This window comes from Pseudomonas sp. S2_H10 (assembly GCF_054668285.1).
In genome coordinates this window covers 5,792,857-5,811,493 of record NZ_CP162754.1, presented here as the reverse complement: position 1 = coordinate 5,811,493, position 18,637 = coordinate 5,792,857, and the positions used below count along the sequence as shown (strand labels likewise).

15 protein-coding genes are annotated in these 18,637 nt (G+C 60.4%); 4 read left to right on the top strand and 11 right to left on the bottom strand.

All coding sequences use genetic code 11. The features are described from left to right. Nucleotides 1-11 precede the first annotated feature (11 nt). The gene (nagZ, locus tag AB4O16_RS26195; RefSeq protein ID WP_160388840.1) at nucleotides 12-1,022 is read right to left on the bottom strand and encodes a beta-N-acetylhexosaminidase; all 1,011 of its coding nucleotides are present in this window, start codon (nucleotides 1,020-1,022) and stop codon (nucleotides 12-14) included. A gap of 158 nt (nucleotides 1,023-1,180) precedes the next feature. Further along, nucleotides 1,181-1,888, bottom strand: coding sequence for a TetR/AcrR family transcriptional regulator (locus AB4O16_RS26190; protein WP_150717101.1), 708 nt, complete (start codon nucleotides 1,886-1,888; stop codon nucleotides 1,181-1,183). A 229-nt stretch (nucleotides 1,889-2,117) separates the two neighbouring features. Between AB4O16_RS26190 and lexA the strand changes: the two genes are divergently transcribed. Both lexA and sulA read left to right on the top strand, forming a co-directional pair. Continuing rightward, on the top strand, nucleotides 2,118-2,726 hold the full coding sequence (gene lexA, locus AB4O16_RS26185) for a transcriptional repressor LexA (protein ID WP_007974043.1): 609 nt from the start codon (nucleotides 2,118-2,120) through the stop codon (nucleotides 2,724-2,726). A 10-nt stretch (nucleotides 2,727-2,736) separates the two neighbouring features. Further along, nucleotides 2,737-3,213: an SOS-induced cell division inhibitor SulA gene (gene sulA / locus AB4O16_RS26180; protein ID WP_150717102.1), complete on the top strand. Its 477-nt coding sequence runs from the start codon at nucleotides 2,737-2,739 to the stop codon at nucleotides 3,211-3,213. 94 nt (nucleotides 3,214-3,307) lie between these two features. On the opposite strand, the gene AB4O16_RS26175 is transcribed toward sulA, so the two are convergent. The 7 genes from AB4O16_RS26175 to AB4O16_RS26145 form a co-directional block, all read right to left on the bottom strand. Then, the gene (locus tag AB4O16_RS26175; RefSeq protein ID WP_053161660.1) at nucleotides 3,308-3,541 is read right to left on the bottom strand and encodes a hypothetical protein; all 234 of its coding nucleotides are present in this window, start codon (nucleotides 3,539-3,541) and stop codon (nucleotides 3,308-3,310) included. 94 nt (nucleotides 3,542-3,635) lie between these two features. Continuing rightward, nucleotides 3,636-4,160 carry a DUF6586 family protein gene (locus AB4O16_RS26170; protein ID WP_460156174.1) on the bottom strand — a complete coding sequence of 175 codons (525 nt, stop codon included), beginning with the start codon at nucleotides 4,158-4,160 and terminating at the stop codon, nucleotides 3,636-3,638. A 193-nt stretch (nucleotides 4,161-4,353) separates the two neighbouring features. Further along, complete coding sequence (topA, locus tag AB4O16_RS26165) at nucleotides 4,354-6,981, bottom strand: type I DNA topoisomerase (RefSeq protein ID WP_160388837.1); 2,628 nt, start codon at nucleotides 6,979-6,981, stop codon at nucleotides 4,354-4,356. Nucleotides 6,982-7,095: 114 nt separating this feature from the next. Beyond that, nucleotides 7,096-7,332, bottom strand: coding sequence for a DUF1653 domain-containing protein (locus tag AB4O16_RS26160; RefSeq protein ID WP_007986363.1), 237 nt, complete (start codon nucleotides 7,330-7,332; stop codon nucleotides 7,096-7,098). Nucleotides 7,333-7,431: 99 nt separating this feature from the next. Beyond that, a complete protein-coding gene (fadA, locus tag AB4O16_RS26155) occupies nucleotides 7,432-8,607 on the bottom strand; it encodes an acetyl-CoA C-acyltransferase FadA (protein ID WP_160388836.1) in 1,176 nt (391 codons plus the stop codon). A gap of 29 nt (nucleotides 8,608-8,636) precedes the next feature. Then, nucleotides 8,637-10,784, bottom strand: a complete 2,148-nt coding sequence (gene fadB / locus AB4O16_RS26150; protein WP_460156173.1) for a fatty acid oxidation complex subunit alpha FadB — start codon at nucleotides 10,782-10,784, stop codon at nucleotides 8,637-8,639. Between the two features lie 612 nt (nucleotides 10,785-11,396). After that, nucleotides 11,397-11,834 (bottom strand): hypothetical protein, encoded by a 438-nt coding sequence (locus AB4O16_RS26145; protein ID WP_160388834.1) that lies wholly within the window; start codon nucleotides 11,832-11,834, stop codon nucleotides 11,397-11,399. A gap of 104 nt (nucleotides 11,835-11,938) precedes the next feature. Between AB4O16_RS26145 and AB4O16_RS26140 the strand changes: the two genes are divergently transcribed. Next, nucleotides 11,939-12,379 (top strand): universal stress protein, encoded by a 441-nt coding sequence (locus AB4O16_RS26140; RefSeq protein ID WP_160388833.1) that lies wholly within the window; start codon nucleotides 11,939-11,941, stop codon nucleotides 12,377-12,379. A gap of 198 nt (nucleotides 12,380-12,577) precedes the next feature. On the opposite strand, the gene AB4O16_RS26135 is transcribed toward AB4O16_RS26140, so the two are convergent. Further along, the gene (locus AB4O16_RS26135; protein ID WP_460156172.1) at nucleotides 12,578-14,497 is read right to left on the bottom strand and encodes an ATP-binding cassette domain-containing protein; all 1,920 of its coding nucleotides are present in this window, start codon (nucleotides 14,495-14,497) and stop codon (nucleotides 12,578-12,580) included. Between the two features lie 214 nt (nucleotides 14,498-14,711). Between AB4O16_RS26135 and AB4O16_RS26130 the strand changes: the two genes are divergently transcribed. Further along, nucleotides 14,712-16,640: a transglycosylase SLT domain-containing protein gene (locus AB4O16_RS26130; RefSeq protein WP_160388831.1), complete on the top strand. Its 1,929-nt coding sequence runs from the start codon at nucleotides 14,712-14,714 to the stop codon at nucleotides 16,638-16,640. Nucleotides 16,641-16,728: 88 nt separating this feature from the next. Here AB4O16_RS26130 and AB4O16_RS26125 read toward each other — a convergent pair whose 3' ends face one another. After that, nucleotides 16,729-18,501 carry an ABC transporter transmembrane domain-containing protein gene (locus AB4O16_RS26125; RefSeq protein ID WP_460156171.1) on the bottom strand — a complete coding sequence of 591 codons (1,773 nt, stop codon included), beginning with the start codon at nucleotides 18,499-18,501 and terminating at the stop codon, nucleotides 16,729-16,731. Nucleotides 18,502-18,637 lie beyond the last annotated feature (136 nt).

The window sequence follows — 18,637 nt, the reverse complement described above, 5'->3', positions numbered from 1 at the left end:
ACGAACAGTCCTTAATCAATCAATTGAGCTTCTTTGAGCGCGCCGACAGCGGCCAGCCAGCGTGGGTCCTGACGGTATTCGGTGCCGGCGAACGACTGGCCGCGCATCCGCGCAATCCGTGCCGATGGCTTGACCTTCAGACGCTGGGCAGCGCTCAGGGCCAGTTCGGCGGCCGCACGGTCGTTGCACACCAGGCCCATGTCGCAACCTGCCGTCAGCGCCGCTTCGATACGACTGGCGGCATCGCCGACCACGTGAGCACCCGCCATCGACAGGTCGTCACTGAAGATCACGCCATCGAACTGCAACTCGCCACGCAGGATGTCCTGCAGCCAGCGACGGGAGAAACCTGCAGGCTGGGAATCGACCTGTGGATAAATAACGTGGGCCGGCATGACCGCGGCCAGTTGCTTGCTCAGTTTGGTGAACGGCACCAGGTCGTTGGCGCGGATCTCGTCGAGGCTGCGCTCATCATTCGGGATCGCGACGTGGGAGTCTGCTTCGGCCCAGCCATGGCCAGGGAAGTGCTTGCCGGTGGCCGCCATGCCAGCGCTGTTCATCCCGCGGATGAATGCACCCGCGAGCAAGGCCGCGCGCTCGGGATCACCTTCGAACGAACGGGTGCCGACAACGGCACTGCGCTGGTAATCCAGATCCAGCACCGGGGCAAAGCTCAGGTCCAGGCCAACGGCCAGCACTTCGGTGGCCATGATCCAGCCGCACTGCTCGGCCAGGTATTCGGCGTTCGGATTGTCGGCAATGGCGCGCATGGCGGGCAAGCGCACGAAACCCTGGCGCAGGCGCTGCACGCGGCCGCCCTCTTGATCCACCGCCAACAGCAGATCGGGACGAATGGCGCGAATGGCCGCACTCAGCTCGCGCACTTGACGCGGATGCTCGATGTTGCGGGCAAAGATGATCAGGCCGCCCACTTCGGGCTGGCGCAACAATTGGCGATCCTCAGCCGTCAGCCAGGTACCGGCGACATCCACCATCAACGAGCCTTGCAAGCCAGCAGTCATAAGAATTCCTTCATAACAGAAAACCCGGCCCACACACATTCGCCGCCAAGGGCATGGCCCGGCAGATTGGCGAATTCAATGGGGAACGGGTTCAGAACGAGAGTCGGCATGGGCGGCTAGCTTAACGGATGTCAGCTGCCTCGCCCACCCGTGTGCGGTCAAACCTTGGCGGCAACCGGTGTCGATTTGCTGCGTGGACGCAACTGGGCAGTGGCCATGGCCGCATCCGTCACACCGGACTCGGCACGCATGCCGGCGGCCAGGAACGGCACCATCAGGCGCATGACCTGCTCGATCGAGGTGTTCACGCCGAAGTCGGTTTCGGCAATCGCGCGCAAGGCCTTGATACCGGACATGCTGAACGCCGCCGCACCGAGCATGAAGTGCACGCGCCAGAACAGTTCGATCGGTGGAATGCGTGGTGCCGCTTCGTTGACCAGCATCATGTAGCGGCGGAAGACCTTGCCGTACATGTCTTCCAGGTAACGACGCAAATGCCCCTGGCTCTGACTGAACGCCAGTCCCAGCAAACGCATGAAGATCGACAGGTCGTTGCCGCTGCGCGGCTGCACCACCAGGGCCTGCTCGACGAGGATTTCCAGCAACTCTTCGAGGGTCGGCCTGATTTCAGGCTTGGCCTGGCGCCGCTCCAGCTCTTTATCGAGGCTCAGGCAAAACGGCCCGAGGAACCGCGAGAAAACCGCCTGGATCAACGCCTTCTTCGAACCGAAGTGATAGTTCACCGCCGCCAGATTGACACCGGCCTTGCTGGTGATCAGGCGCAACGAGGTTTCAGCGAAACCTTTTTCCGCGAACAACTGCTCGGCTGCATCAAGAATGCGTTCAACGGTTTCCGACTGGGCCATGGCTACTCCGCCTGACAAACACTTGTTTGAAACATACGTTTCAGCCTGTGCCTTGTCAAGTCTGGCAGTTCGTTTCGGGAATGGTCGGTCAGACATTTAACCACACAACGGCAAAGCTTCAATCCACTGACTGATCGACCGTCCGGCGGCCACTGAAAAATGGAGCATTGCCAAGACCGCGCCACTGTATATAATCCCAGTCACTGTATAAAAAAACAGAGCGATCAATATGCTAAAGCTGACGCCACGCCAAGCCGAGATTCTGGCCTTCATCAAACGCTGCCTGGAAGACAACGGCTACCCGCCGACCCGTGCGGAAATCGCTCAGGAACTGGGTTTCAAGTCGCCCAACGCGGCGGAAGAGCACCTCAAGGCCCTGGCCCGCAAGGGTGCCATCGAGATGACGCCTGGCGCCTCGCGCGGCATCCGCATCCCCGGTTTCGAAGCCAAGGCCGACGACTCCACCCTGCCGATCATTGGCCGGGTCGCAGCCGGCGCCCCGATTCTTGCGCAGCAACATATCGAAGAGTCCTGCAACATCAATCCTGCCTTCTTCCATCCGCGCGCCGACTACCTGCTGCGCGTCCACGGGATGAGCATGAAGGATGTCGGCATTTTCGATGGCGACCTGCTGGCGGTCCACACCACCCGCGAAGCGCGTAACGGTCAGATCGTGGTGGCGCGAATCGGCGACGAAGTGACCGTCAAGCGTTTCAAGCGTGACGGCAGCAAAGTCTGGCTGATCGCCGAGAACCCCGAGTTCGCCCCTATCGAAGTGAACCTTCAAGACCAGGAACTGGTGATCGAAGGCTTGAGTGTCGGCGTCATTCGCCGCTAAAGGAGGCACCATGCAGTTTCCACAGACATCACCACAGCAAACCCAACTGCCGTTGTTCGAAGCGTTCATGGCACAGCCATTGGCGCCGATTCTGAAAGACGTAGTCGAGTCCCCCTGGAGCGCCGAACCCGACGTTTTCAGCGAGCTGTCACTGCGTGGTGCAGCCGGGAACTGCCTGAGCCTTCTGGCACCGATCCTCAGGGAACTGAGCCAAGACCAGGACGCACGCTGGCTGACACTGATCGCGCCACCTGCCAGCCTGACTCAAGCCTGGCTGCGAGATGCCGGCCTCAATCGCGAGCGTATTCTGTTGCTGCAACCACGGGGCGCCCAGAGTGCCCAGCAGCTCACTTGCGAAGCCCTGCGCCTGGGGCGCAGCCATACGGTGGTCAGCTGGCTCAACCCGCTGAGCAGCCAATCGCGGCAACAGCTGATCAGCGCCGCCCGCACCGGGGACGCTCAGAGCCTGAATATTCGTTTGGGTTAACTGACAGCAGGGGCGCGAGCTTCACCGCGCGAGGCTTCTCCAGGGACAGAGAAGCCGAAGTGTTGCGAGATCAAGAAAAAACGACGGACGGGGATCAATGAAGAACCCGTGTCCCCTCGTCCTTGTCGAATTCGCCTTCAACCAGGCGTCCTGCCATCTGAACACCTACGCTCAACATCGCCTTGGCGACTTCCACGTGCTGCCCTTGCAGGAACGCCTTGGCGTCCTCGGAGAAATCCAAAGTAACCAGAGAACCCTCGTCCTCGGCCCTGCGCAGCTCGATACGGCCGTCTGGTAACTCGACAATTTCTAGAAAGGACGTTGGCATAAAGGACTGTTCTCCACGAAAGGCGGGGATTATATAGGCATCGCTCGGGCTTCGCTTGGGATCTTGACCAGATGTCATTACCCGGCCGCTTGTGTCAGCACTCGTTCAACCCTTCACGAAACCGGATCGCCAATCCTTTCAGGTTCTGGCGCCAGCTCTCCAGCTCTTCCCGGCTCAACTCCTGCGGCGCGTCCTCTTCATCCAGATTGACAGCCTGGATCAGCGGCTGGGTCACGTCCCCTTTCGGCTTGTGCGGCGCGCGTGGCGGCTGAAACAGCGCAGCATGGGCAGTCAGCAGCCTGGCCAGCCAGGTTTCCGGGTTATTGGCCAGTTCGACCAGCTCGGCCATTTCCGGAATGGCGATGGTTTCCAGCACTTCGCGAGTCAGCAACAGCTCTGCACGAGGTGCATTGGCCTGAGGCAGGCGATAGAAACCGGCGATTTCGTGACACAGGCCCAGCAGCGCGCCGTACAGGTGAAACAGCGCGGATTCGCGTCCCGCCTGGATCAGCGCCAGCGAATTCATCGCCCGACCCTCTTCAGTGCGAGCCAGTGCTTCCAGTGACAGGCCGGCGAAATAGATCTTCTGATTGGTACGGGTATAGAGTTCGTGGGCCATGACGGCAGCCTCCACAACGAATAAGGGCTTCTAGCAGGTCAGACAGTGTCGTGGATCAGCCAGGCAATCCGCAAGTCCTCTGCCGATACTGTAGGAGCGAGCCTGCTCGCTCCTACAGAAAAGCAGCAGAAACAAAAAGGCCGCATGAAAACCCCAAAGGGTTGTCATGCGGCCTTTTCAGTACCTCGACGCTTTACGCCTTGGCAGCCGGGCGCTTGTCTTCGACTTTCCACTTACCGCCGTCGTAGAACGCTTTCCAGCCAGTCGGTTTACCGTCGACCTCGGTCTGCACGTACTGCTCCTTGGTCTTGCGGCTGTAACGGATCACGGCTGGCAGACCATCCGGATCTTTCTTCGGTGCTTCGCAGAGGAAGTGATACTTCGGATCGATCTCATCCTTGTGCGGGATGATTTCCAGCACCAGCGGAGCACGGGTCTCGCGGTTTTTCGGGAACTGGCTGGCCGCCAGGAACAGACCCGATGCACCGTCCCGCAGGATGTAGGTGTCGTTGACCTTTTCGCATTTCAGCTCAGGCATCTTCACCGGGTCCATCTTCGGCGGCGCCGCGTCACCGCTCTTGAGCAGTTTGCGGGTGTTTTTGCAGGTGGCATTGGTGCAACCGAAGAACTTGCCGAAACGGCCGGTCTTGAGCTGCATCTCGCTGCCGCACTTGTCGCATTCCAGGCTCGGACCTTCATAGCCCTTGATGCGATAGGTGCCCTCTTCGATTTCGTAGCCATCGCAATCCGGGTTGTTACCGCAGATGTGCAGCTTGCGTTTCTCATCGAGCAGGTAGGCATCCATCGCCGTGCTGCAGATCGGGCAGCGATGCTTGCCGCGCAGTACCAGCGACTCCGACTCGCCCTCGTCGTCCGCGGCGATTTCGTCGCCAGGCACCAGGTTGACGGTGGCCTTGCAGCGTTCTTTCGGCGGCAGGCTATAGCCCGAGCAACCGAGGAACACGCCGGTCGACGCGGTACGAATCTGCATCGGACGGCCGCAAGTGGTGCACGGAATGTCGGTCATCACCGGCTGGTTGGCACGCATGCCACTTTCCGGACTTTCGGCCACTTCGAGCTTCTTCTTGAAGTCGCCGTAGAACTCGTCGAGCACGTTTTTCCAGTCGCGTTCGCCCTGGGCCACGTCATCGAGATGTTCTTCCATGCCGGCGGTGAAGCCGTAGTCCATCAGGTTGGAGAAGCTTTCGGACAGACGCTCGGTGACGATGTCGCCCATCTTTTCCGAATAGAAACGACGGTTATGCAGCGCAACGTAACCACGGTCCTGGATGGTCGAAATGATCGCCGCATAGGTCGAAGGACGACCGATGCCGCGTTTTTCCATTTCTTTAACCAGGCTGGCTTCCGAGTAACGCGCCGGCGGCTTGGTGAAGTGCTGGGTCGGATCAAGCTTGATCAGCTTCATCGCGTCGCCCTGGGCCATGTCCGGCAGTACATCGTCGTCGCCCGGCTTGGCGATTTGCGGCATGACACGGGTGTAACCGTCGAACTTGAGGATGCGGCCCTTGGCACGCAGCTCGAAGTCGCCAGCGCCCACGGTGACGGTAGTCGACAGGTATTGCGCCGGCAGCATCTGGCAAGCGAGGAACTGGCGCCAGATAAGCTCGTAGAGGCGCTCAGCGTCACGCTCCATGCCCGACAGCTTGCTTGGCTCGGTGTTGGCGTCGGACGGACGAATCGCTTCGTGAGCCTCTTGTGCGCCTTCCTTGCTGCTGTAGACGTTCGGGTTTTCCGGCAGGTACTTCTTGCCGAACTCGCCTTCAATATAAGTACGCGCCATCGCCACGGCATCAACCGAGAGGTTGGTGGAGTCGGTACGCATGTAGGTGATGTAGCCGGCTTCGTACAAGCGCTGGGCCATCATCATGGTCTTCTTCACACCGAAGCCCAGGCGGTTGCTCGCGGCCTGTTGCAGGGTGGAAGTGATGAACGGCGCCGACGGCTTGCTGCTGGTCGGTTTGTCTTCGCGCTTGACGATGCTGTAGCTGGAAGCCTTGAGCTTCTCCAGCGCGGCCATGGCCTGGGTTTCGTTGAGCGGCTTGAAGGCTTCGCCTTTCTCGCGGGCCACGTCGAAACGCACGGTCGCGCCTTTGGCGGTGCCGAGGTCGGCGTGCACTTCCCAGTACTCTTCCGGGATGAACGCGCGGATTTCACGTTCGCGCTCGACCACCAGCTTCACGGCAACCGATTGCACACGGCCGGCGGACAGACCGCGAGCGATCTTGGCCCACAGCAGCGGCGAAACCATGTAACCCACGACGCGGTCGAGGAAACGACGCGCCTGCTGGGCGTTGACACGGTCGATATCCAGCTCGCCGGGTTTCGAGAAGGCTTCCTGAATCGCCTTCTTGGTGATTTCGTTGAACACCACGCGCTTGTAGCGGGTGTCGTCACCACCGATGGCTTCGCGCAGGTGCCAGGCAATGGCTTCCCCCTCGCGGTCCAAGTCGGTTGCGAGATAGATGGTGTCAGCATCCTTGGCGAGCCGGCGCAGCTCTTCGATGACCTTTTCCTTGCCCGGGAGGATCTCGTACTTGGCTTTCCAGCCATGATCCGGATCGACGCCCATGCGCGCGACCAGCTGCTTGCGCGCCTTTTCTTTCGGCGACAAGGCCGGCGCTTCGCCCGCAGCAGCCTTGCCGCGCTTGGCGGCTGGCTCTTTGCTGGCGCTAGCCGAACCGCTGGTGGGCAGGTCTCGGATATGGCCGATACTCGACTTCACCACGTATTCGTTGCCCAAATACTTGTTGATGGTCTTGGCCTTAGCCGGGGATTCCACAATGACCAGCGATTTGCCCATGGATCGGAAAATTCCTGAATTCGAGAAGTGAAAGGCGGTTGGCGCCTGACGCGGCACCGCTATATATAGTGGCAACAAGGTGAGGTCAAGCGCAGGGTTTTGCGCGAACTCAGCTTATGGCTTGGTAAAAAGGCTTTCTTCGGCCTGCACCAAAGCAAAGCGTGGCACCTGTTCGCCGTCAACCTCGACGGACTCCAGGAACATGCTCAAGGGACGTACCCAAAAGCCGTAATCGCCATACAGGGCTTGGTAGAAGACCACTTCCTCTTCGGTTTCCGAATGCCGCGCAACACTGAAAACGCGGTACTGCGGACCTTTGTAATGTTGGTAGAGCCCAGGTTGTATCGGCATGCTTTGGCCCTCACTCAAATTCTTTCAAAATAAAAACAAAAATAAATCCGCAAAAACAAAAACCGGGGCACTTGGCCCCGGCTTCCATCAACGAGTCGCTTAAACGCGTTCGAAGACGGTGGAGATGCCTTGGCCGAGACCAATGCACATGGTGGCTACCCCGAGGTTGCCGCCATTTTGCTTCATCACGTTGAGCAAAGTGCCGGAGATACGCGCACCGGAGCAACCGAACGGGTGACCCAGGGCGATCGCGCCGCCGTGCAGGTTAACCTTCTCGTTCATCTTGTCGAGCACTTTCAGATCTTTCAGCACTGGCAGGGCCTGTGCGGCGAAAGCTTCGTTGAGCTCGAAGAAGTCGATGTCGGAGATGCTCAGACCCGCGCGCTTCAGTGCTTTCTGTGTGGCCGGTACTGGACCATAGCCCATGATTGCCGGATCCACACCTGCCACTGCCATCGAACGGATCACCGCCAAAGGCTGGATGCCCAGGTCCTGTGCACGCTGCGCCGACATCACGATCATGCACGAAGCACCATCGGTGATCTGCGACGAAGTACCCGCTGTCACGGTGCCGCCCTTTGGATTGAATGCCGGCTTGAGGGCCGCCAGGCTTTCCAGGGTGGTTTCCGGACGAATGGTTTCGTCGTAGTCGAAGGTTTTCAGGAAACCGTTCTCGTCGTAGCCCTGCATCGGGATGATTTCGTCTTTGAACTTGCCTTCCACGGTCGCCTTGTGGGCGAGTTGGTGGGAGCGCACGCCGAAAGCGTCCTGCTGCTCGCGAGTGATGCCGTGCATCTTGCCCAGCATTTCCGCGGTCAGGCCCATCATGCCCGAGGCTTTCGCCGCGTACAGCGACATGTGCGGGTTCGGATCGACACCGTGCATCATGCTCACGTGGCCCATATGCTCGACGCCGCCAACGACGAATACGTCACCGTTACCGGTCATGATCGCTTGCGCAGCAGTGTGCAGGGCGCTCATGGACGAGCCACACAGACGGCTGACGGTCTGGCCGGCCGAAGTGTGCGGGATCTGGGTCATCAGCGACGCCATGCGCGCGATGTTCCAGCCCTGCTCCAGGGTCTGGTTGACGCAGCCCCAGATCACGTCCTCGACTTCGGCAGGATCGACCTTGACGTTGCGTTCCAGCAGTTTGCTGATCAGGTGCGCCGACATGTCTTCGGCGCGGGTGTTGCGGTGCATGCCGCCCTTGGAGCGGCCCATCGGAGTACGACCGAAGTCGACAATCACGACGTCTCTAGGATTCAAGCTCATAAGTTCACTCTCACTCTAGTTGGGGGCGCTTAACCGAAGAAGCTCTGGCCGTTCTTGGCCATTTCGCGCAGCTTCGCGGTCGGGTGGTACAGCGCGCCCAAATCAGCGTACTGGTCAGCCAGGGCAACGAACTCTGCCACACCGATCGAGTCGATGTAGCGCAGCGCACCGCCACGGAATGGAGGGAAACCGATACCGTAGACCAGACCCATGTCGGCTTCGGCGGCGGTTTCAACGATGCCGTCTTCCAGGCAACGCACGGTTTCCAGGCACAGCGGGATCATCATCCAGTTGATGATGTCTTCGTCAGTGACTTCGCGCTGCTCGTAAACGATCGGCTTGAGCACTTCCAGCACCGACGGATCGGCGACTTTCTTCTGCTTGCCTTTCTTGTCGGCCTCGTAGGCGTAGAAGCCCTTGCCGTTCTTCTGGCCCAGGCGCTTGGCTTCGTAAAGCACGTCGATGGCCGAGCGACGGTCATCCTTCATGCGATCCGGGAAGCCTTCAGCCATCACGTCACGACCGTGGTGGCCGGTGTCGATGCCGACCACGTCCATCAGGTAGGCCGGGCCCATCGGCCAGCCGAATTTTTCCATGACCTTGTCGATACGGACGAAGTCCACACCGGCGCTGACCAGCTTGGCGAAACCGCCGAAGTACGGGAACAGCACGCGGTTGACCAGGAAGCCCGGGCAGTCGTTGACGACGATCGGGTTCTTGCCCATTTTCTTGGCGTAGGCAACGGTGGTGGCAACGGCCAGCTCGCTGGACTTCTCGCCACGGATCACTTCGACCAGCGGCATCATGTGCACCGGGTTGAAGAAGTGCATGCCGACGAAGTTTTCCGGACGCTTGAGGGCCTTGGCCAGCAAGGTAATGGAAATGGTCGAGGTGTTGGACGCCAGGATGGTGTCTTCCTTGACCTTGTCTTCGACTTCAGCCAGTACCGCTTGCTTGACCTTCGGGTTCTCGACAACCGCTTCGACCACCAGGTCCACGTGACCGAAATCACCGTACGACAGGGTTGGACGAATGCCGTTGAGCACTTCAGCCATTTTCGCGGCGGTCATGCGGCCTTTATCAACGCGGCCAACCAGCAGTTTGGCGGCTTCGGCCAGACCCTGCTCGATGCCGTGCTCGTTGATGTCCTTCATCAGGATCGGCGTGCCTTTGGAAGCCGACTGATAGGCGATACCGCCACCCATGATGCCGGCGCCCAATACGGCAGCCTGCTTCACGTCCTTGGCGATTTCGTCGTAGGCCTTGGCCTTTTTCTTCAGCTCCTGATCGTTCAGGAACAAGCCGATCAAGCTCTGCGCGGCAGAGGTCTTGGCCAGCTTGACGAAACCGGCGGCTTCGATTTCCAGCGCCTTGTCACGACCGAAGTTCGCGGCTTTCTGGATGGTCTTGATCGCTTCAACCGGCGCCGGGTAGTTCGGGCCGGCCTGGCCAGCCACGAAACCTTTGGCGGTTTCGAACGACATCATTTGTTCGATGGCGTTGAGCTTGAGTTTTTCCAGCTTCGGCTGACGCTTGGCCTTGTAGTCAAATTCGCCGCTGATGGCGCCCTTGATCAGGTTCAGTGCAGCTTCGGCCAGTTTGTCCGGGGCAACCACGGCGTCGACGGCACCGACTTTCAGCGCGTCTTCAGCACGGTTTTCCTTACCGGCGGCGATCCACTCGATGGCGTTGTCGGCCCCGATCAGGCGCGGCAGGCGTACGGTGCCGCCAAAACCTGGGTAGATGCCCAGTTTGACTTCTGGCAGGCCGATTTTGGCAGTGGCCGACATGACGCGGAAGTCTGCGGCCAGGCACATTTCAAAGCCGCCACCCAGTGCGATGCCGTTGATCGCAGCTACAGTCGGGACGTTGAGGTCTTCGAAATCGCTGAAAATCTTGTTGGCTTCGAGGTTGCCAGCAACAAGTTCTGCATCCGGCAGCTTGAAGTTGTCGACAAATTCGGTGATGTCGGCGCCGACGATGAACACGTCCTTGCCACTGCTGACGATCACGCCCTTGATCGAAGCATCTGCCTTGATGGTGTCTACGGCCTGACGCAGTTCGTTCAGGGTTAGACGGTTGAACTTGTTGACGGACTCACCCTTGAGGTCGAACTTCAGTTCGACGATGCCACTTTCAAGAGCCTTAACCGTGATGGCTTTACCTTCGTAAATCATCAACTGATCTCCACGATATGGAAGCTGAACAGTACACGTCGGACGCAGGCGAACGGCTTGGCAGGGACGTTGATCGTCAATGCTACGCCCATTCCCCCGGCACACCCGCCAACGCGATAGTCGGGATTCTGTAGGAGCGGTCTGAAATACAAACGCTCAATTCATACGCCCGTTTGATTCGGGTACGTCACCTTCACGGAATTTCCGACAATTGTCAATCGCCTGAAACACGGGTTGAAACGCGACTTTCCGGTCATATCCGTACTGCGAAGACCTTCAACACGCCGAAACATGCGAGGTCATTCATAGAATCAATTATTAGAAATGTCGCCCTAAATCGCTGCAGCCCGTGTTTAACGAGCTACGCTGGCGAAATCTAGGGAAAAAGTTGAACGCTTGGGCGAACGCCCGGCGTAAGATCAAGCTCACATTGTTTTACCGGCCTGCCTGGCCATCCCGCCCGATGATGTTGTCGGGCTTTTTATTGCCTGCATGAAAACCTGTAGGAGCGAGCCTGCTCGCGATGAACCTGAGGACGCCGCGGGGTGTCAGGTTGCCAGCGTCATCGTTGACGACCATCGCGAGCAGGCTCGCTCCTACAGAGGACCAGTTTCAGGCGAGCGCCTTGAGGGTGGCATCGATGTGTTGCAACACCTCGGCCTCGCCCTTCTCGCCCCAGTACAAGGCGATCATTTGCTTGTCGGCCTCGACTTTGTAGACGTTGCCTGGCAATTTTTCGAAATGATTGAGCAGGCCCGGATCCTCGCAGGTTTCCTGCCACTGATTCACCCAGACGCCCGGTGATTTTTGCCAGTAGCTCCAGCACGCCGGCTGATTGCCACGCCGCGGACGATGGTACTGGGCGCACGGGCTCGGCGGCTCCTGGCTCAGCCAGTGCGGCCACTCCTGGGGCGCCAGTTGCATGGCCAGGCCAATGCGCCGAGCCTCCATCCGCAGGGCAATTCGTCCGCTCTGGGCACGTGACGGGCGCAACCATGCCAGAGGGCTGAGTACCACCAACAGGATTGACACCACTATCCAGACCGTCATATCTGTACTCCCGATTCTTGATGAGCCCATTGTGTCACTTTGGAACCAATGCGCTTGAAACCAGCCATACTTACCAATATTGCAATCCTCAGGAGGAGCACCTCATGCCCTACAACCATATTCTGGTCGCTGTAGATCTGACCGAAGAGTGCGACCCTGTGATCCACCGCGCTCGCGAGCTGTCGGTGAGCAACGGCGCGAAACTGTCACTGGTGCACATTGTCGAGCCGATGGCGATGGCCTTTGGCGGCGACGTGCCGATGGACCTGTCACAACTGCAACAACAGCAGTTCGATCAGGCCAAGGAGCGCCTGGAGCGCCTCAAGCACAAGTACGCCGAACTCGAAGGCGCCAACTGCCACCTGACCTACGGCCAGCCACGCCAGGAAATCCACCATTTCGCCAAGGAGCAACAATGCGACCTGATCGTGGTGGGCAGCCATGGCCGGCACGGCCTGGCACTCCTGCTGGGCTCCACCGCCAACGATGTACTGCATGGCGCGCCTTGCGATGTGCTGGCGGTGCGTCTGCAAAGCAAAAACTGAAGCCACCCCCTGTAGGAGCCGGCTTGCTGGCGATGGTCGTCAACGATGACGCTACCAACCTGACACCCCGCGGGGCTTCCAGGTCCATCGCGAGCAAGCTCGCTCCTACAGGGAATCCATTTCAAACAGCAAATCGCATTGCATACGAAAAGCCCGGCGCTCATCACTGAGCGCCGGGCTTTTTTATTGCCGGATCAATCAGGCATCCAGCTCGGCCCAACGCTCGACCATCACGTCGAGCTCAGCCTGCAACTGCTCCAGCTGAGCAATCACCGCAGCCGTTTCGGCCGCCGGACGCTGATAGAAGCCCGCATCCGCCATCTGCGCTTCAACAGCAGCGATCTGCTGCTCCATGGCTTCGATCTGCCCCGGCAACGCTTCCAGCTCGCGCTGCAACTTGTAGCTGAGCTTTTTCTTCGCCACAGGCGCTTCGACAGCTGCCGCAAGCGGTGCCGGCTCGGCCTTCACCACCGCGGAGTTCAAGTCGGCCTTGCCGGACTTGCTCTCGGTCACGCCCAGCAGGCGCGGCGAGCCACCCTGACGCAGCCAGTCCTGGTAGCCACCGACGTACTCGCGAACTTTGCCTTCACCCTCGAAGACCAGGGTGCTGGTGACCACGTTGTCGAGGAATGCCCGGTCGTGGCTGACCATCAGTACGGTGCCGTTGAAGGTCAGCAAGACCTCCTCGAGCAATTCCAGGGTTTCAACGTCGAGGTCGTTGGTCGGTTCGTCGAGCACCAGCAGGTTCGCCGGCTTGCTGAACAGCTTGGCCAGCAACAGACGGGCACGCTCGCCACCGGACAGCGCCTTGACCGGCGTGCGGGCACGTTGCGGGCTGAACAGGAAGTCGCCGAGGTAGCTCAGCACGTGGCGGCTCTGGCCGTCTATGTCGATGAAGTCGCGACCTTCGGCGACGTTGTCGATCACGGTCTTTTCCAGGTCCAGTTGATGGCGCAACTGGTCGAAGTAGGCAACATCGATCCGGGTGCCCTCTTCCACTTTGCCGCTGGTTGGCTGCAAGCCGCTGAGCATCAGCTTCAACAGCGTGGTCTTGCCGGTGCCGTTGGCGCCGAGCAGGCCGATACGGTCGCCGCGCTGCAGCACCATGGAGAAGTCCTTGATCAGGAACGGGCCGCCCGGGTGAGCGAAGCTGACGTTCTCGAGCACCATCACTTGCTTGCCGGACTTGTCGGCGGTGTCCAGCTGGATATTCGCCTTGCCGGTACGTTCGCGGCGCTCGCTGCGCTCGACACGCAAGGCTTTCAACGCACGTACGCGCCCTTCGTTACGGGTACGACGGGCCTTGATGCCCTGGCGAATCCACACCTCTTCCTGGGCCAGGCGCTTGTCGAACAGCGCGTTGGCGGTGGCTTCGGCAGCGAGTTCGGCTTCCTTGTGCACGAGGAAACTGGCGTAGTCGCCGTTCCAGTCGATCAGGCCGCCGCGATCCAGTTCGAGGATGCGGGTGGCCAGGTTCTGCAGGAAAGAACGGTCGTGCGTGATGAACAGCACGGCGCCCTGGAAATCCTTCAGCGCTTCTTCAAGCCAGGCGATGGCACCGATGTCCAGGTGGTTGGTCGGCTCGTCGAGCAGCAGCAGGTCCGGCTCGGACACCAGGGCCTGGGCCAGCAGGACGCGACGACGCCAGCCGCCGGACAACTGGGCGAGGGTCTTGTCCGCCGGCAGTTGCAGGCGGCTCAGGGTGCTGTCGACCAATTGCTGTAAACGCCAGCCATCGCGGGCTTCGAGGTCGTGCTGGACGTGCATCAGCTTGTCCAGATCGGCGTCGGTAACGCAGTTCTGACTCAGGTGGTGGTATTGCGCGAGCAATTCGCCCACGCCGTCCAGCCCCTCGGCCACCACGTCGAACACGGTCCGCTCGTCGGCTACCGGCAATTCTTGCGGCAATTCGCCGATCTTGAGCCCGGGTGCGCGCCAAACGGAGCCGTCATCGGGCTTCTGGTCGCCCTTGACGAGCTTCATCATGCTGGACTTGCCAGTGCCGTTGCGGCCGATGATGCACACCCGCTCACCACGGGCGATCTGCCAGGACACCTTGTCCAACAACGGCATAGCGCCGAAAGCAAGGGACACATCGCTGAATTTGAGCAGGGTCATGAGCTTCTCCAAAAACCGGGCGCGCATTCTACCTGACTTGAGGCTTCAGAAGGCCGGCAATTTCACTCTCGTAGCACTCTGAATGACAAATGTTGCGAACTGATGCGGTAAGACCCGCAAAGCTTTCGCCGGCTGCTGGCAAAAGGCTAAGCTACAGACAATTCAGTGCGGGCCCTGGCCCGCACTTGTCATGTTTTCTCTGCCTGGACGTCTCATGCGCAGTCGCCTTTTCAATCTTTTGTCGTGCTTTTTACTTTCAGCCGCAGCGTTTCAATCCGCCCAGGCGGTGGACCTGTCCACCCAACGCCAGTATTACGATGAAGCCAAGCGCGCCCTGGCCAAGGGTGATACCGGCCCATATTTCCGCTACAGCCAGGCCCTCGCCGATTATCCGCTGGAACCGTACCTGGCGTACGACGAGCTGACCGCGCGCCTGAAAACCGCGAGCAACGCCGAAATCGAGAAGTTCCTCGCCGAACACGGCGACCTGCCCCAGGCCAACTGGATGAAACTGCGCTGGTTGCGCTGGCTGGCTGATCGCGGCGACTGGGCGACCTTCGTCAAGTACTACGACCCGAAAATGAACTTCACCGAACTGGACTGCCTGAACGCGCAGTACCAGCTCAGCCACGGCCTCAAGGCCGAAGGCAACGCCAACGCCGAAAAGCTCTGGCTGACCGGCAAGTCCCAGCCCGAGGCCTGTGACACGCTGTTCGGCATGTGGGCCGCCGATGGCCAGTTGACCGAGCAAAGACGCTGGGAGCGCGCCAAACTCGCCGCCCAGGCGCGCAACTACCCGTTGGCCAACAGCCTGGTCAACGGCATGTCCACCCTGGCCCCTCGTGGTCGCCTGCTGGTGGACGTCGCGCAGAAACCGGAGCTGCTCAACCAGCCGTCACGCTTCACCCCGGCCGATGAACCCATGTCCGACGTGGTCAGCCTCGGCCTGCGCCGCCTGGCTCGCCAGGACCCGGACAAGGCCATGGCCCTGCTCGACGGGTATGCCAGCAGCATGCACTTCTCCCGGGATGAAAAAGTGGCGATCGCCCGGGAAATCGGGCTGACCCTCGCACGACGTTTCGACAGCCGCGCACTGGATGTCATGACCAGGTACGATCCCGAGTTGCGCGACAACACGGTTTCCGAATGGCGCCTGCGCCTGCTCCTGCGCCTGGCACGCTGGGACGATGCCTATCAGTTGACCCGCCGCCTGCCCCAGGACCTGGCCACCACCAATCGCTGGCGTTACTGGCAGGCCCGCAGCCTGGAACTGGCGCAACCGCAAAACCCGGAGGTGCAGACGCTGTATAAAAACCTGGCGCGCGAACGCGACTTCTATGGTTTCCTCGCCGCCGATCGCTCGCAGTCGCCTTACTCGCTGCTCAACAAGCCGCTGGTGCTCAGCCAGGCCACCATCAACAAGGTGCGCAACACGCCCGGTGTACGCCGCGCCCTGGAACTGCACGCCCGCGGGCAAATCGTCGATGGTCGGCGCGAGTGGTACTACGTCAGCCGTCACTTCAGCCGCGACGAAATGGTCGCCCAGGCCAAACTGGCCTACGACCTGAAATGGTACTTCCCGGCGATCCGCACCATCAGTCAGGCGCAGTATTGGGATGACCTGGATATCCGCTTCCCGATGGCTCACCAGAATACGCTGGTGCGTGAAGCGAAAAATCGCGGCCTGCATCCAAGCTGGGCGTTCGCCATCACCCGCCAGGAAAGCGCCTTCATGGACGACGCCCGCTCCGGAGTCGGCGCCTCGGGCCTGATGCAGCTGATGCCTGCCACCGCCAAGGAAACCGCGCGCAAGTTCAGCATTCCCTACAGCTCGCCACAGCAACTGTTCGACCCGGACAAGAACATCCAGCTGGGCGCCGCCTACCTGAGCCAGGTGCACAGCCAGTTCAACGGCAACCGCGTCCTCGCCTCCGCCGCCTACAACGCCGGCCCCGGCCGCGTCCGCCAATGGCTGCGCGGCGCCGACCACCTGAGTTTCGACGTGTGGGTGGAAAGCATCCCGTTCGACGAAACCCGCCAGTACGTGCAGAACGTTTTGTCGTACTCGGTGATCTACGGCCAGAAGCTCAACTCGCCTCAGCCGATCGTGGATTGGCATGAGCGGTTTTTCGACGATCAATGATCCTGTGGGAGCCGGCTTGCCGGCGAAGGCGGCGGTACATTCAACATCAGCGTTGAATGTCTGATTGCCTTCGCTGGCAAGCCAGCTCCTACTGTTCAACGACGACCTTGTCGTCGTTGAACTGCAACGCCGCCAACCGCGCATACAACGCATTGCTGGCGATCAGTTCCTGGTGCGTGCCCACCGCCACCAGCTTCCCTTGATCCATCACGGCGATCCGGTCGGCGTTTTTCACCGTGGCCAGGCGATGGGCGATGACCAGGGTGGTACGGTTTTTCATCAGGCTCGGCAGCGCCTGCTGGATCAGGTGCTCGCTCTGGGCGTCGAGGGCGCTGGTGGCTTCGTCGAGGAGCAGTATCGGGGCGTCCACCAGCAACGCGCGGGCGATGGCCAGGCGCTGGCGCTGCCCCCCGGACAAGCCGAGACCGCCATCGCCCAGATGCGTCTGGTAGCCGTTGGGCATGGCTTCGATGAAGTCATGGGCGTAAGCGATCCTTGCCGCTTCCTGGACTTCGGCCAACGTTGCCTGCGGATTGCCGTAGCGGATGTTTTCTTCAATGCTGCCGAAAAACAGCGCCGGGGTCTGCGACACCAGGGCGAAGCAGCGCCGCAGATCCAGCGGATCGAGTTGGGTCAACGGCACGCCATCGAGCAGGATGCGCCCCCCGGCCGGGTCGTAGAAACGCAGCAGCAGGTCATACACCGTCGACTTGCCGGCCCCTGACGGTCCGACCAACGCCAGGGTCTCACCGGCATTGACGGTCAGGCTCAAGCCGTCGACAGCATAACTTTCCGGGCGCGACGGGTAGGAAAAACGCACATTTTGCAATTGCAGGTGGCCGTTGACCCGCTCCGGCAATGCCACCGCACCCGCCACCGGCGGCAGGATGATGTTCTGCGAACGCAGCAACTCGGCAATCCGTTCGGCCGCGCCGGCTGCCCGCTGCAATTCGCCAATCACTTCGCTCAAGGTACCGAACGCACTGCCGACGATCAGGCTGTAGAACACGAACGCCGCCAGCTCGCCGGCGGAAATTCGCCCGGCGATGACGTCCATGCCGCCGACCCAGAGCATCACCCCGACCGCGCCCAATACCAGCACGATGACCAGGGTAATCAGCCAGGCCCGCTGGAAGATGCGCTTGCGCGCGGTGTTGAACGCCTCCTCCACCGTCACGGCAAACCGGCGCTCGTCCTGGGCCTGATGGTTGTAGGCCTGCACGGTCTTGATCTGTCCCAGGGTTTCCGAGACATAACTGCCGATATCGGCAATCCGGTCCTGACTCAGGCGTGAAAGGTTACGCACCCGGCGCCCGAAGATCAGGATCGGCGCGATCACCAGGGGCAAGGCCACCACCACGATGCTGGTGAGCTTGGGGTTGGTGATGAACAACAGGACGATCCCGCCGATCACCATCAACAGATTGCGCAGGAACAATGACAGCGAAGAGCCGATGACCGATTGCAGCAGCGTGGTGTCGGCGGTCAGGCGGGACTGGATTTCGGAACTGCGATTGTCTTCATAAAACCCGGGGTGCAGGTAAATCAGGTGATTGAACACCTGACGCCGGATATCGGCGACGCAGCGCTCGCCGATCCATGACACCAGGTAAAACCGTGCAAACGTCCCGATCGCCAGCCCCACCACCAGCAGCATGAACAGCGCGATGGACTGATTGAGCAGATGCGGTGACTGGGTCATGAACCCCTTGTCCACCAGCAGGCGGATGCCCTGCCCCATGGACAAGGTGATGCCCGCGGTGACGATCAGCGCCAGCAAGGCGCCAAAGGCCTGCCAACGATAGGGCGCGATGAAACGGATGGCCAGGCGAACAGCACGGCGGTGACGGGCAGAGAGCATCGTAATTTTCCAGGACAAGGCAGTCATCAGGGTCAGCCTATACCGCTCAATGGGGTGGCTCGCTGCAAATCACAATGAGTCAGGTTAATTATGTCCACCAACACTAGAGGCTAGACGCTATTGGTCTAAAGTTCGG